This is a genomic window from Lentibacillus sp. L22, assembly GCF_040812445.1.
Lineage (GTDB): Bacteria > Bacillota > Bacilli > Bacillales > Amphibacillaceae > Lentibacillus_C > Lentibacillus_C daqui.
Window position 1 is genome coordinate 27,526 of the sequence record NZ_JBFNXI010000028.1, and the last position, 14,841, is coordinate 42,366.

At 39.1% G+C, this 14,841-nt stretch carries 12 protein-coding genes and 1 pseudogene; 5 read left to right on the forward strand and 8 right to left on the reverse strand.

Annotation, left to right across the window (positions count from 1 at the left end; translation table 11 throughout):
• Positions 1 to 362 precede the first annotated feature (362 nt).
• The 3 genes and pseudogenes from ABRT01_RS12345 to ABRT01_RS12355 all read right to left on the reverse strand — a co-directional run.
• Positions 363 to 1,334 (reverse strand): annotated as a pseudogene (locus ABRT01_RS12345) (tripartite tricarboxylate transporter permease); the annotation flags it as partial.
• A gap of 144 nt (positions 1,335 to 1,478) precedes the next feature.
• A complete protein-coding gene (locus ABRT01_RS12350) occupies positions 1,479 to 1,766 on the reverse strand; it encodes a hypothetical protein (protein ID WP_367747530.1) in 288 nt (95 codons plus the stop codon).
• Between the two features lie 26 nt (positions 1,767 to 1,792).
• Positions 1,793 to 2,338, reverse strand: a complete 546-nt coding sequence (locus tag ABRT01_RS12355) for a Bug family tripartite tricarboxylate transporter substrate binding protein (protein ID WP_367747555.1) — start codon at positions 2,336 to 2,338, stop codon at positions 1,793 to 1,795.
• A gap of 275 nt (positions 2,339 to 2,613) precedes the next feature.
• On the opposite strand from ABRT01_RS12355, the gene ABRT01_RS12360 reads away from it, so the two are divergent.
• A complete protein-coding gene (locus tag ABRT01_RS12360; RefSeq protein ID WP_269410314.1) occupies positions 2,614 to 2,967 on the forward strand; it encodes a SpoIIAA family protein in 354 nt (117 codons plus the stop codon).
• A gap of 21 nt (positions 2,968 to 2,988) precedes the next feature.
• On the opposite strand, the gene ABRT01_RS12365 is transcribed toward ABRT01_RS12360, so the two are convergent.
• The 4 genes from ABRT01_RS12365 to ABRT01_RS12380 all read right to left on the reverse strand — a co-directional run bounded on the left by ABRT01_RS12365 (position 2,989) and on the right by ABRT01_RS12380 (position 7,768).
• The gene (locus tag ABRT01_RS12365) at positions 2,989 to 3,129 is read right to left on the reverse strand and encodes a hypothetical protein (RefSeq protein WP_367747533.1); all 141 of its coding nucleotides are present in this window, start codon (positions 3,127 to 3,129) and stop codon (positions 2,989 to 2,991) included.
• Positions 3,130 to 3,342: 213 nt separating this feature from the next.
• Positions 3,343 to 4,386, reverse strand: a complete 1,044-nt coding sequence (locus tag ABRT01_RS12370) for a C45 family autoproteolytic acyltransferase/hydrolase (protein ID WP_269410316.1) — start codon at positions 4,384 to 4,386, stop codon at positions 3,343 to 3,345.
• A gap of 337 nt (positions 4,387 to 4,723) precedes the next feature.
• On the reverse strand, positions 4,724 to 6,325 hold the full coding sequence (locus ABRT01_RS12375) for a xylulokinase (protein ID WP_269410317.1): 1,602 nt from the start codon (positions 6,323 to 6,325) through the stop codon (positions 4,724 to 4,726).
• 42 nt (positions 6,326 to 6,367) lie between these two features.
• Positions 6,368 to 7,768, reverse strand: a complete 1,401-nt coding sequence (locus ABRT01_RS12380) for a sugar porter family MFS transporter (protein WP_367747538.1) — start codon at positions 7,766 to 7,768, stop codon at positions 6,368 to 6,370.
• A 348-nt stretch (positions 7,769 to 8,116) separates the two neighbouring features.
• On the opposite strand from ABRT01_RS12380, the gene araA reads away from it, so the two are divergent.
• The 4 genes from araA to ABRT01_RS12400 all read left to right on the forward strand — a co-directional run bounded on the left by araA (position 8,117) and on the right by ABRT01_RS12400 (position 13,654).
• Positions 8,117 to 9,541 carry an L-arabinose isomerase gene (araA, locus tag ABRT01_RS12385; RefSeq protein WP_367747541.1) on the forward strand — a complete coding sequence of 475 codons (1,425 nt, stop codon included), beginning with the start codon at positions 8,117 to 8,119 and terminating at the stop codon, positions 9,539 to 9,541.
• Positions 9,542 to 9,842: 301 nt separating this feature from the next.
• Positions 9,843 to 10,538, forward strand: a complete 696-nt coding sequence (locus tag ABRT01_RS12390; RefSeq protein WP_367747544.1) for an L-ribulose-5-phosphate 4-epimerase — start codon at positions 9,843 to 9,845, stop codon at positions 10,536 to 10,538.
• A gap of 341 nt (positions 10,539 to 10,879) precedes the next feature.
• Complete coding sequence (locus tag ABRT01_RS12395) at positions 10,880 to 11,974, forward strand: GntR family transcriptional regulator (protein ID WP_367747547.1); 1,095 nt, start codon at positions 10,880 to 10,882, stop codon at positions 11,972 to 11,974.
• Positions 11,975 to 12,292: 318 nt separating this feature from the next.
• The gene (locus ABRT01_RS12400; protein ID WP_367747550.1) at positions 12,293 to 13,654 is read left to right on the forward strand and encodes a plasmid pRiA4b ORF-3 family protein; all 1,362 of its coding nucleotides are present in this window, start codon (positions 12,293 to 12,295) and stop codon (positions 13,652 to 13,654) included.
• Positions 13,655 to 13,943: 289 nt separating this feature from the next.
• Here ABRT01_RS12400 and ABRT01_RS12405 read toward each other — a convergent pair whose 3' ends face one another.
• Positions 13,944 to 14,705: an Abi family protein gene (locus ABRT01_RS12405; protein ID WP_367747553.1), complete on the reverse strand. Its 762-nt coding sequence runs from the start codon at positions 14,703 to 14,705 to the stop codon at positions 13,944 to 13,946.
• Positions 14,706 to 14,841: the final 136 nt, after the last annotated feature.

Below are 14,841 nucleotides of genomic sequence, written 5' to 3' on the forward strand. Positions count from 1 at the left end.
GGTCCTAAGAGTGATGGGCAGACTAAACGATACTATTTCCCTGCAATATTAGAACCAAATCCAGGCCATCATTCGCACCTCCCATTTTGATATAAAATTGCTCTCACCCCCGAACCTTATTGATCCTGCCAAACATTACAACCATATACATTATATTGAACTTTTGATAAATTAAATAGTACCTTAAGTAACAATTATATTAGAAATAAACAAAAAATTAGGTAAAAGGTCTTTAGCAGAATAAGAACAAGGGAGTTCAGGTGCACCGGAAGAATTTGGTTCAAATACGTCCTCTATTTATCTATACGAAGAGTAGAGGCGACAACCAAACATTGATTGTCGCCTTCTCGGTATGATGAATACTAAGATCCCTTTTTCTTTGAAAACAAAGGTAATAATAAAGCTACCAAAGCAATTAATAAAGTAATCGCCGAAATTGGAGATGTGATAAAGGTTAGATAATCTCCATTAGTTATTAACAATTGTCTTCTAAGTGATTCTTCCATCATTGGTCCTAAAACTAACCCAAGTATTAAAGCTGCAACTGAGAAATTATATTTTTTCATAAAGTAACCGACAACACCAAACAACAACATAATCCATATATTCATGGTGTTATTATCAACAGCAAATGCGCCCAGCAACGAAAGCATGATTATAAAGGTTGCCAAAATTCCATATGACAGTCTTAAAAGCGAACTAAAAGCTTTTACACCAAACCGGCCAGTAACAAGTGTTAAAGCACTGGCCGTTAACATTGCAAAGCATACTGCATATAAAAGTGTTGGCTGATCCGATAATAATTGAGGACCAGGTTGCAGCCCTTGTAATACTAAAGCTGCTAAGATAATTGCTGTTGTTGGACTTCCGGGTATCCCCAGGATAAGCGTTGGGATCATTGAACCACCGGCCGCTGCATTATTTGAAGTTTCTGGAGCGACTACTCCTTCTTCGGCACCTTTTCCAAATTGATCTGCATTCTTACTAGCCTTCGAGGCAACACCATAGCTAACAAACGAAGCAATAGATCCACCTGTACCGGGCAATAGCCCTAACACTGAACCAATAGCCGCAGATCGTAATACTGCCCATTTATGAACAAGGAATTCTTTTAATTTAAATGTACCAAGGTTAGATGCTTTTGACATTTCAAATTCATTATTATCACCTGAGGTTATCTGAGAAAAGACTTCACCTAAAGCAAAGGCACCAATCATAATCGGAATGTAATCAATACCATTCATTAACTCAATACTATCGAAAGTAAAGCGTTCAGTGGCACTGATAGGATCAACACCAATGGTTGCTATAAATAGACCAATTAATCCCGAAGCTAATGCTTTTACTTAACACCAAATAGAACCGTAAGAACAATTGGCGTGAAGATGGTTAATAAAATTAACGCCAATTTTCTTTTTTCTCCTAATACTAGTAGAACAGTGGGTGTCAAAAGGAAGATAGAAAGAAGGAAGCCTATCTTATCCAGGACTAGTGTAAATAATGCAATTAAGATTACTAAACTCACAACCATAAATATTGATTGGGTTTGATGTACCGCCAGTATTTCCTTCTCCATTTTTCACATATTCTCTAATTGTATTTATAAGAGAAATCAGAAGCAATATTACTAGTAAAACAAGAATAAATTTAGGGAAACCAGCTGCCCCCAAAGGATCCACTTCTCTTAGATCCTCGATGTCAAAGGACATCTTCAAGAAAGCGGAAAATACGGCCAATAATATAAAATTAAAAACTATTCCCCCCATAAATTCCCTCTCTCACTATATATTTTTTACTTTATGCCTAGTTCTTTACTGATTTCATCAAACTCTTGGTATTCCTCTTCCATTTTTTCTTTGAATTCCTTGGGGCCTAAATATTCTTCACCGATGTTAACATAGTTTTCTTCTGCAAATTGTTTATATTCTTCGGTTTCGGATGCACCCTTCATTTGCTTAGTAAGGTATTCTTTTACTTCTCCTGGCGCATCTTTCTTTATAACGAAGCCTCTCCATGAGCCTACTGTCATATCAACCCCTTTTTCAACAGTAGTTGGTACATCTTTTAGTTCCTCTACTTCATCTATTTTTTCATCATGAAAAACTACAATAGGACGTACTTTCCCACTTTTAATGTAATTAACAACGTTTACAACTTTATCTACATAAATATCTACTTCCTCTCCTAATGCAGCAGCCTTAACGGAAGCCCCTGATGGATAAGGAATGAATTTAGTTTTAATGCCTGCCTCTTGAGCAAATGAATTAACAGTCAAATCATCAAGACCGGCTGGGCTAACACCAGCAAAAGTTAAACCCGTTTCTTTTCCCTTTTTAATTAAATATTTAAATTCTTACACTAAGGTAATTTTGCTCCACAAACAGCCCTTTAATGACAATACAAAAAAGTCTGTGGTTACTTTTTGGCCTATATATTTAATATTTTTAGCTCTTATTTTTCTCTGGATTATTCGCCTTCAATGAAATCTACCGGCTTGTACATCTTATAATTTGTTTTTGCCTCGCTTTCAAGTAGAATCGCAGCACTAATGTTTTAAACATTGCCTGAAGAGGAAACCTATCACCAAGACAGGAAAACGAAAGGATGAGAAATATGTTGGATGTGAAAGGACAGGAACAGGGCGCGATATTGGAGATCACCACGCAGGGTACCGCCACCCAGGAGGATTTACAGAAATTTAAAGAAGCGCTGCATACGAAAACACTGCAGGAGGAACCGGTCAACATCTTGTTTATTTTCAAAAATATAGAAGGTATCACCCCCAAAGGATTAATGGAAGATGTGAAGACTTTTCCATATATGAAAAGCATCAAAAAAGGCGCCATCGTAGCGGATGACACGTTTACCAAAACAGATGCAACCATTGCAAATCTCATTCCTGGAGTAGAAGTCGCCCAGTATTCGCTTGACGAACTGGAAACAGCAAGAAAATGGTTGGCCGAATAGACTCTTGAATGGAACAAACGACTAAAAAATCTGCTTATCTTTCGAGGCCATTAAAATGTAACTATCATATTCATCGATCGTGTGCTCTTGAAATTCGATCGAACTGGACGCAATTTCGAGCGTGTAAGCGAAATTCAACTGAATGTTTCTTTGATTGGACAATTTACTGTGAGCCCCAACTAATCTAGTCTGTTTTTGTTTCAATAAACGTTAAAAAATCGCCACCTGTAAATCCTCAGATGGCGATTTCATCTATAAATTTTATTTTTTTGATCCACAAACCGATTCTGATTAAAGTGATACCCCTTTAAGTTGTATACCTTTATTTCAGCCGATGTCAGCAAATCTGCCTCTCAACAATAAAATGAGCCTGATTCACTCCATATTAATAAAACCTCTAGGGTAATCGATCTTGCCCCGAATGCGGGAAATGGACGTATTTTTCCCGTCCAACCATTCTTGAAAGTTAAAAATCACCGGTGGACGGTCGGGACCGATGGCATACCATGCTTTCATCTCCTTTGGAAAGTAAGCGGTAGTATGCAGTGTTCCGGCTGCGGCGTCATATTTATAGGAAAAAATGTCATATTCGGGTCGATTCATGACCTGGAATGCCTGATAAGGATTGGCTGTATGCTGCTGTTCGCTCTGGATGGTTTTTTCCCGATGACGTGACTCATCCTGGCGATAACGGTTCTCTTCATCAAGAAGGTGAAAATGATTCGTGCATACATTGGATCGGCGTACTGCTATCTTCCTTGGGGATGCTTCAACAACATACGACTCACCGGACGGATCCAGCAAGATATAGCTGAACGAATGCCGGTGCGGAATGTCCCGGAGGAGTTTCACCGCTTCGTCAACGTTCCCGCATGTCTCCAGGATCAACCGCCCAATCATATTACATAAAAATCCATCGGCAGACTGTTTTCGGTGAGTGAAATTATACGCCATTACTAGTCCTTTTTCATTCATGCCGTCGATTCGTCCGGTAATCTGCATCGATGGGCCAGTAGTAGCATAGCCTCCGTCCGTTGGCTGATAAAAAAGATAGCGTCCTTCATAAGAACGGGGGTGGCTATCATAGTTGCGGACCATGTAGTCCCGATCGGCATATACGGAACAGCCACTCCGCTCATATTCCAGATAATATCCACTAAATAGCCGAATAGCATCGTTCATTTCTAGTTCCAGTGCATCGGCTAAACCGCGAATTTCATCTAATATCCCCGGTGCAATGGATCTGATTGCTTGAGTAAAGGCTTCCGGATCAATAATGAAATGCCTCTCTTTAAGCGGGCCCCACTGCTTTTTCCGATTGGGTAATATCGGGGAAGATAAAAGTTTTTTCCCTTGAAAATAGCCGAAGTCTGCATGCGTTCCTCGAAATTGAATCACGTCGCTGTATACATCCGTCATTGTTCTTGTACCTCTTTCATCGTCATTACTATTAGTGTAAGGCACTTGTATATTGAGGAAAACCGTTTTGCTCAGTCTGGAAAAGTTGTTTTGAATCTTGATTATTCAAATAACAATAATAATGATGGGCACGATCGGCTTGCACGCACATCTATCTAAAGACAGCTATTTTGCTTGAGCAATTATCTTCCTATCTGTTTCTCTAAGCAGTTACATGCTATCGGGTTTTAATTGATACAAATCTAGCTAGAGCCATGGCCAAAAAAACAAGAAAGATGGCATATATTCCGCCATCTTTTTATTAATTTTCTCTTCATAATCATTGACTTCGCTCGCATCATGGAATCGACTGAATTGCCATGGATTCAATCGATAACCCTTCTTTATATTTTTTAATAAAATCTTCATATCCAGCTACTCCTTCAGGCTCTGGACTTAAGGTCGAACTTTCAGGATTAGCAAAAACCTTTTCATCCAAAAAGTCTTCTAAGCTTATACGATCATTTCCATATATGGCATAAGCAGCTAGTACCGCCATGCCCCAGGCACCACCTTCACTCGCTGTGTTCATAACAGTGATGGGCATGTTTAATGCATTGGCCAGAATCTGCTGGGCAATGACTGGTGTTTTAAATAAGCCACCTTGCGCGATTAAAACGTCTATTTTGTTTCCTTCTTCATTTTTCAAAATATCCATGCCAATTTTAAGCGGAGCAAAGGCAGCATATAATTGGGTTTGAACAAAGTTTGCCAGTGTAAATGAGCTACCAGGCGCTCTAACAAAAAGCGGACGTCCTTCAGGCATCTTGGTTATATTTTCACCTGACAAGTAGCTGTAATTGATTAATCCACCCGCATTGGGATCAGCTTTCGTAGTCGTTAAGAATAGCGTTTCAAATAATCGATCGGAATCCAAATCAATACCGAGGCGCTCTGCAAATTCTTTAAATATTGCTGCCCATGCATTAATATCAGACGAACAATTGTTAATATGGACCATTGCTACTGGTTCATTATTTGGCGTCGAAACGATATCAATATCTCGATAAACTTTTTTCAACGGTTTGTCAAGCACAACCATGGAAAATGCGGAAGTTCCTACTGATATATTTCCAGTTTGTTGACGAACGCTGTTGGTACTAACCATACCAGTACCAGCGTCACCCTCGGGAGGAGCCATGACACTACCTTCCTGGAGATTGCCATTCACATCTAGCAATTTAGCGCCTGCCGCGGTCAATGTTCCGGCATGATCACCGGCTTGTAACACGGCAGGCAAGATATCCCGAATACTCCACTGATATGGCGTAACGTTTTTAAGATGATCAAAGGTATCCAAAAAGGCTGCAGAATATGTGCCAGTGGCTTCATCAATTGGGAAAACCCCGGAAGCATCGCCAATTCCCAAAAACATTTCTCCGGATAATTTCCAGTGTACATAGCCAGCTAAAGTCGTCATAAAATGAATGTCATTTACATGTGATTCATTATTTAAAATAGCCTGATACAAGTGTGCAATACTCCACCGCTCGGGAATATTAAACTGAAATAGTTCTGTTAATTCATTGGCGGCTTGTTCTGTCATGTTATTCCGCCACGTTCTAAAAGGGGTCAATAACGTGCCATCACTTGAGAAAACCAAATATCCGTGCATCATAGCGCTTACACCTATTGCACTGATTTGCGTTAACGTGGTGTGATACTTGCTTTGCACATCCGCTGCAACTTGTCTATAGCTTTGTTGAATCCCATTCCATACGTCATCTAATGCGTAAGTCCAAATGCCATCTTCAAATTTATTCTCCCAGCCATAGCTTCCAGTAGCAATGGTATGAAAATCATCCGTTACCAATACTGCTTTGATACGTGTGGACCCCAATTCGATCCCCAACGAGACATGACCCTGTTGAATTGCCTTGGATATTTCCCTTATGTTCATGTCATTTACCTCCAAACTCTTATAATCTACCAATACTTTCCCTCAGGCATTCATTTCCTTACTCATTTTTTTAGCCCCTTTTAATTCGCCAATTTTTTCAATTTCCTCTAAAGTACGTCCAAGTGGTTCCGGAACCCTCGTACGAATAAATAATACACCAAGCAAACAAATAACACCAAAGATTGCGAAAACAGCTTCTTGAGGCATGGAGGCAGTCATGATTGGAAATAGCAATCCAACCAGGAAAGAACCTAACCAGTTAAAGGATGAGGCTACTCCTGACGCAAGCCCGCGAATCAACAATGGAAAGATTTCTCCTACAATGACCCAGGTTAACGGAGCCCATGTGAAAGAATAAAATGCTACATAGATACTTAAAAATACAACGATCATCATTGGATTAGCATTTGGTATAACGACATTCAAAATTGCTGGAAAGATAAAGGACAGTCCCATAATCGTTCCACCCATTGTTAATAACGTACGACGTTTAAATTTATCAGCAATAAGCAGAAATAACAATGAACCTAAAACGAGAATAATTCCTTGAATAATTGGCCACATCAATTCCGAACTGGCTGCAGACCCCGTTGCATCCTCAACAATCAAAGGAATATAATAAAAGATTGCATTAGCACCTTGAAATTGTTGAAAAGCAGCAACTCCTACTCCGGCAATGACTAAATAACGATATTTACTATTAAGTAATGTACGCAATGATGTTTTTTGATTTGCTTGCTTCTCCTTCTTTGCAGTTTCTTGAATTTCTTTTATTTCAGAATTAATTTCTTGCTCGGAACGAATGTAACTTAAAACTTTACGCGCTTCATCCAGTTTATCATTTTTGACGAGAAAACGTGGGGATTCAGGTAATCTTAGCACTCCAAAGAATAAAATTAAAGCAGGTACAGCCGCCATGCCAAGCATTAAGCGCCATCCCAGTGTTTCTGGTAAACCTTGAAATAAATAATCAACAATGTATGAAAGTAACATTCCGGAAACGATCATTGTTTGATTGATACCGGACAACCTTCCGCGTAAACGTGCGGGCGCCATTTCTGACATATAGGCAGGTACCAATGCGGAGGCAGCACCAACGGCTAATCCCAATATAATTCGGGAAACAATCAAAAAAACTCTTCCATTATGAGGGGCTATTCCCGACAAAACAGAACCAATAACAAAAATGACAGCAGCTATTAAGATCATCTTGCGCCGTCCTAAACGGTCCGAAAAATGACCTGCTAAAGCGCCTCCAAAAATGGCCCCAAGCATAACTGATGAGGTGATCCAGCCAATAATACTTCCACTCTGCAAATCCCAATTTTCCTTTAGAAAAGGCAAAGCCCCTGTCATCACACCAATATCATATCCAAAAAGAATTCCACCAAAAGCCCCGAAAAAATAAATGAACCCATTCGAGATTTTCTTTTCCCCAACCATTATTATCCCTCCAAAGTTTTAAGATTATTTCTCAAAGTATTTATACTAAGATAGTAAAGGCTTTCAAAATGGATATTATCACCATTGTACTTATAAATCAACATAAAAAATATTTGTATGTATAATTTAAATAAGCAACTAAGTTTAGTTTACTAATAAGTACATTATAGTTGCACTAAAAATAGCAATCACCGTCCATATTAATGTTGTTTGACTTATACGGATAAATAATATACCATTCTGTGTAAGCGGTTAACAAAAGGGCGAGGCATAAGAGTAGTTTAAAAAAATTCTAATAGAGTGCCCTGTTTACCCCAAGAAAAACACAAATTCTGGGAGGTTATCATCATGTTGCAAACGAACGACTATGAATTTTGGTTTGTTGTAGGAAGTCAATATCTCTATGGCGAAGAAGCATTAAACACTGTAAAAGAAGATACGATGCAAATCATCGATGAATTAAATAAAAATGGAAATCTGGCCTATCCGATTGTTTTTAAAACCGTGGCAACAACAGCAGACAGCATCACAAAAGTTATGAAGGAAGTCAATTTCAATGATCATGTTGCCGGTGTCATTACGTGGATGCACACCTTCTCTCCTGCTAAAAATTGGATCAGAGGGACAAAAATATTACAAAAACCATTACTCCATTTTGCCACCCAATTTTCCAACACCATTCCATGGCAGACCATTGATATGGACTATATGAATTTACACCAAAGTGCCCATGGGGATCGCGAATACGGATTTATCAATGCACGTTTGCATAAGAATAACAAGATCGTTGTCGGGCACTGGAAAGACCAGCGTGTTCAAACACAAATCAGTCAATGGATGGATGTAGCTGCTGCATACAATGAAAGTTTCCATATTAAAGTAGCAAGATTTGGCGACAACATGCGCCATGTAGCTGTTACAGAAGGTGATAAAATAGAAGCCCAAATCCAATTCGGCTGGACCGTGGACTACTATGGCATTGGCGATTTAGTAGCGGAAATGAATAAAGTAACCGATAAAGACATCAACGATACGTACCAAGAATGCCAAAACAAGTATGAATTGGATGCCGGAGAAAATGACCCACAATTTTTTGAGGAACATGTGAAGGAACAAATCAGAATGGAAATCGCACTCAGAAAATTCCTGGAAGCTGGCGGCTATAGCGCATTTACAACCAACTTTGAGGATTTGTGGGGCATGAAGCAGTTACCGGGAATGGCTGTTCAACGTTTAAATGAAGAAGGCTATGGTTTTGCTGGTGAAGGGGATTGGAAGACAGCTGCTCTTGATCGCTTAATAAAGATTATGGCCCACAATAAGGGCACAGGGTTCATGGAAGACTATACGTACAACTTGGTTGAAGGACATGAGGAAATTTTAGGTTCGCATATGTTAGAGGTTGATCCAACATTGGCCAGCACCAAAGCAAGCGTAGAGGTTCACCCGCTGGGAATTGGTGACAAAGCGGATCCTGCAAGGCTTGTATTTGATGGTTTAGAGGGAGAAGGAGTCAATGTAACCATTTCTGATTTTGGCGATCAATTTAAAATGGTTATGTATGAAATTGAAGGTCATAAACCAACAGAACCGGCTCCACATCTTCCGGTTGCCCGCCAAATGTTTACGCCCAAACCGGGATTCTACAATGGCGTTCAACAATGGATCGAAAACGGCGGAGGTCATCACACCGTCATGTCATTTGGAATCACATCCGAGCAGGTTGAAGATTTAGCAAAAATGTTTGGCCTGAAATGTATCACGATTCAATAATATAGAAATCTGGAATCTATAGGAAGAGGTTGACTTGCCAGCATGATTGGGTATAAAGCCGTATTGCCCCCAAAAAGTTGGATACTGACTGTTGCAGGGCATCAAATTTTGCCCATTCGCCTGATAAAAGCAAGCCTCTTCTACCGGAGGGCAGTAAACGCACGCACAGAGTGATTTAGATTGACTTGTACGTATCAATATAATAGTATCATGATTAACTATGATATATTTCGCTCTACCCGATACTATCGACATGTACAGTCCATACCGAAAAAACGAGTAGTAAAGGGATGAATTGCTTATGTTAGAACAGTTAAAACAGGAAGTTTATGAAGCTAATATGCTATTGCAAAAATACAACCTTGTAACGTTCACGTGGGGAAATGTCAGCGGAATGGACCGCGAGAAGAATTTGTTTGTCATTAAACCGAGCGGCGTCGCATACGAAGCGTTAGCACCGGAACTTATGGTTGTGGTTGATTTGAACGGTAATGTCGTTGAAGGTGATTTAAACCCGTCCAGTGACACGCCAACACACCTTGTTTTGTATAAACACTTTTCAAATATAAAAGGAATTGTCCATACCCATTCCCCATGGGCTGTTACATTTGCCCAAGCTGGCATCGATTTACCGCCCGCAGGAACAACCCATGCTGACACGTTTTATGGTCCCGTTCCAGTAACAAGAAAAATGAAAGCATCCGAGGTTAGGAACGATTACGAAAAACAAACCGGAGATGTCATTGTGGAAACATTTGAGAAGCGAAACATGGATCCCGATCAAGTGCCAGCTGCCCTAGTCAATGATCATGGTCCTTTTACATGGGGAAAATCTGCCTATGATGCCGTTCAACATGCAGTCGTGTTGGAAGAGGTAGCCAAAATGACTTACCACACGATACAATTAAATTCGAATGATATTACAATGGATCCCTATCTCCTGGATAAACACTTTTTAAGAAAACATGGCAAAAATGCTTATTACGGTCAAAAATAAGACAGCACAGGAAACATTTCAATTGTCGATCTAAAATTATTTATATTTTTCTTTTAGTGCGTGTTCAAAAAGGAGGATAAAAAGGACCGAAAAGTTCTAGGCAGCGTAGCTTTGAGCACCGAGTGTACATAAAAGGTACATGAGGAGCGGAAAAGCAAGCCAACAACGAAATTCGAAGTGTCATTTTTACCGGACTTTTTGAACATCCTCTTTTAGCAATTTTATTGTTTGTTTTAACTATATGATTAATCCGCTGTCCTAAGACATTGAGATTTCACCCCTTAGTGACAGCTTTTCTTATGCTCCTCCCCACCGGTACAATGAAAGGAATGAAGCTTAACATGGCCAAAAAATACGAAATAATTAAGCAAGATATTAGTGAAAAAATCATATCAGAAGTATACCAAGTTAATGACAAATTACCAACTGAATCGGAACTCATGGAGATCTATCATGTTAGTCGCTTCACAGTAAGGCGTGCAATGGATGAACTGGAGAAAGAGAACTTTGTTTATAGCATTCAGGGTGGAGGGACATTTGTAAATGATTGGAAAAACAAGCCACATACTGAAATTAAAAATAAGACAATTGGCTTGATCTCAACGCATATTGCGAATTATATTTTCCCAAATATCATCACAGGAATTGACAATTATATATCGAGTTACGGCTACTCTATTTTGATTGCTGATACGCAAAATAACCCGGAAAAAGAACGGAAAAGCTTAACTAATTTATTATCGAATAACCTGTCCGGACTAATATTCGAACCAACCAGAAGCGCGCGGGGTAATATCAACAAAAGTATTTACGATAATATTCAATCAATGGGTATACCTATGCTATCGATTAATGCTGTCTATGATGATTTGGATATTCCTTATTTAATAATGGATGATGTAAAAACCGGAGAAATGATAACCGACTATTTAATTTCCCAGGGACATAAACAAATTATTGGTATCTTTAAAGTTGATGATAAACAGGGAATCAATCGAATGAATGGTTTTATCAAAGCCTATCAAGATCATCCTGAAATTTTAAATATGGGCGATATTATGATGTATCAGACCGAGGAAAATAAAATTAACTTATTCAAAAAACTTCACGCCATGCTGACGGGGTCGGAGTTTATTCCGACAGCAATTGCTTGTTATAATGACGAATTAGCAATTCAAGTCATTAATTTCGTAAAAGAAATAGGCTTGAAAGTTCCCGACGATCTTTCCATTATCGGTGTTGATGATTATCAATTTTCAAAGTTTATAAATTCAGGCTTAACTACCATCCGTCATCCTCAGGAAAAAATGGGTTTTGATGCTGGTAAAATGATCATCGATATGCTGAATAAACAGCCGGTTACATCAAAGATATATGAGCCGGAATTAATTAAAAGGGGCTCGGTAAGAATGGTGAGCCAAGCCAAAGAACGTTAAAAAATCGCCATCTGCAAATATGCAGGGTGAAACTTCAGATGGCGATTTCATAATAGATTTTACTTTTTCACATACCAATTCTGAGCCCCCTTGCCCCTGCCCTCCAACCGGTGAAGCGCTACGTTTAAATTCCATACGATCCTGGCATCCCTAAAACATGCATGAAAACGTTTCAAGTATGTGTTTCCAAACAAAATTTTTTATCAACCTGCCTGTCAACCAATCACTTCATCATCAACTGTCAATATGTTAGAATCATTCTATCAACCTATTGTACGATGTGAATGAAATACAATCAAAGCGAAGGAGGTAAGCAGTTTGAAGGATAATCATGAACAATTGACATTGGACTTTTTCCTTGATGACACTGATGACGCTAATCAGTCTGAACCAGCAGGAGCAACTATTTTTTCAGCTAAAAAAGAAAAACGCAGGACATTTCCCAGTGATTTAGTAAATGATTTTGAACAGTACATCAATTATATATTGAAGCATCCAATGGAATTAACAAAGACAAAAGCATACATTCCATCGAAACAACTACCGGATCTGAATAGCCTGTTATCCATCAAAGCGAAAAATAAGACAAACCGCCCGCAGCAGGAACAATATCCATATATCCATTTTCTATATCATCTTGCCCTTGCTAGCAGAATTTTGGAAAAAGCGCCCATAACCGCCAATCAGCTCAAGCTACAAGGAACGAATCGGTGGATGCAGTTTCAAAAGCTCACATTCACTGAGAAATATTTCGTTTTACTAGAAACATTCTGGGTCGACGCCAATTGGGCAAAAATGCTTGGAGAACATCGCAACCAAATCCATCACATGTTTGCTACCGTTTGTAAACAATTACTTGATGATAAGCAAATCGATTTTGGCTCCAAAACCATGCTTGCTAATTTAACACGTTGCTGGAATCATTTTTTCCTGCACATAGAGTGGTTCGGGTTTTGGGTATGCGAAAAGGATCAGGAGCAAATAGATAAATACGGCAAGAAAAACGATTTTTATGCAAAATCCATCTCACTAACGCCGTTTGGAGAAAACATGCTCCGAATCTTACTGGAGTCCAGGGATATAACTGTCTGGAATATTCCGCTCAGGGTGGAATATGGAGAAGTCAACCCTGTACCTGGTTCAGCGCTTCCCGATATGCCCAGTGAAAAGCGAACAGTAAATAAAAAGAAGCCAGAAGCTTTTCATCATGCATTTGATGGGCTATTTCCAAAAAGGGATCTGTCCCAAACATTGCCAAGGGATTCAGGGACATATACACCCGGGCTGTATACCTTTCATGTGATGTGGCATGTGAAAGTTTGGCGGAAAATCACTATTTCATCTGAACATACGATGCAGGATTTACACAAGGCAATCATACAAGCCTTTAACTTCGACGACGAACACTTGTATTCCTTTTTTATGGATGGAGAAAAATGGTCTCCCAATTGTATCGCCTCTCCCAACGATGACTCCGGAGCAAATGCAGCAAACATCCAGATCGGTAGTGCCGGATTACATGAAGGCCAGCACTTTATGTATTTATATGATTATGGCGATGAATGGATATTTACCGTAACCCTTGAAAACATTGCACCATTAGAGGGGGAACCGACAGCTCCAGTAATTATTGCCGAAAAAGGAAGCGCTCCGGAGCAATATTGGGACGAGGAATATTGAATCATAAGGATAACGACAGCGAAGGACGCAAAACCCGATTTTAGTCGGCATCCCTTCATCAAGGAACCGATGTTGGTAAATCGTAGGTAGAAATCTGGAGTTTGAGCCGCCGGGCACTGGGCCATATAAAGTCTTTCCAGTTAAAGACTTTATATGGCTCTATATTTTAATTTCCAAAAACATTCGGTTTTAACGACTAAAATACTCCCAAAACCCAAAGCCAAACAGCTTATTCGGCAATATACGACATAATTGAGGAAGTGACAGAGGTCCCAAAAGGCATCCTAGACTATCTCAGAAGTAAAGATTCCCATTTCTCTGGAAACCCCAAATCTCCATAAGTAATATACGTTTCATATTGTTCAAGCAAGGCATTTAAAGACGTAATAAAGTTGGTCAATTCCTCAATATGTAGTAATCTGGATAGAATATAGATTGCCGCAAAGACAGTTTTATTGTTAAAGCTTCGTTCTGACCCTGGGAGCATTGGTGCAATAACCAGCCTTTTTCCATACAATCTACCATAATGAGCACACACATTTCTAATATAAGATAAGGTATGAAGCCAACTTTCTATATAATAACTCGAAATCTTATATGACTTAACTATCTCTTTTTTATCGTTTTTTAATAGATTTCGAAAGACTTTTGACAATTCCCCGAAAGATATTACTTCAATTGCCACCCAAAAAGGAAATTCGCCTTTATATTTGCGTTTGTGATGCATAACAAACAACTGAGATCTACTTCTGTCAATTTGTTGTTGTAATTGTTTCAAAAAAATTTCATGTTTCGATTCGGATAAAAAATTGGCACTTTCTTTATAACCAAGCGAGCCATATTTGTGCGAGTGGTAATACGCTATCCTGGAGCGGAATTCAATTTCAATGTACTCCAAATAATTCATCAGAAGACTACGCAGCTTCTGGTCAAATGTATAAATCATTTTTATTCGATGGAAGGTTATTCCTTTTTGAAATAAATCTCTATTATCTTTTTGTTTTAATGTGAGGCCATATGCAGAAAACCTGTAGTAGTTTACTTTTTTCAAGAACCCCAAAGCATCCTCAACATCGTCAATGATAAGATTTCGACTCCTTAAAATATCCAATTGTTCTTCATATCTCAACTTTCGCAGCACAAATTAGGCAGGTACACCTTGATATAGTTAGGCAGACCTGCAGCCC

Excerpts from the sequence above, each read along its gene's own strand:
- ABRT01_RS12350 (WP_367747530.1), bottom strand. The coding sequence starts at position 1,766 with ATGGGGGGAATAGTTTTTAATTTTATATTATTGGCCGTATTTTCCGCT.
- ABRT01_RS12360 (WP_269410314.1), top strand. The coding sequence starts at position 2,614 with ATGTTGGATGTGAAAGGACAGGAACAGGGCGCGATATTGGAGATCACC.
- ABRT01_RS12370 (WP_269410316.1), bottom strand. The coding sequence starts at position 4,386 with ATGACGGATGTATACAGCGACGTGATTCAATTTCGAGGAACGCATGCA.
- ABRT01_RS12375 (WP_269410317.1), bottom strand. The coding sequence starts at position 6,325 with ATGAACATAAGGGAAATATCCAAGGCAATTCAACAGGGTCATGTCTCG.
- ABRT01_RS12380 (WP_367747538.1), bottom strand. The coding sequence starts at position 7,768 with ATGGTTGGGGAAAAGAAAATCTCGAATGGGTTCATTTATTTTTTCGGG.
- araA (WP_367747541.1), top strand. The coding sequence starts at position 8,117 with ATGTTGCAAACGAACGACTATGAATTTTGGTTTGTTGTAGGAAGTCAA.
- ABRT01_RS12390 (WP_367747544.1), top strand. The coding sequence starts at position 9,843 with ATGTTAGAACAGTTAAAACAGGAAGTTTATGAAGCTAATATGCTATTG.
- ABRT01_RS12395 (WP_367747547.1), top strand. The coding sequence starts at position 10,880 with ATGGCCAAAAAATACGAAATAATTAAGCAAGATATTAGTGAAAAAATC.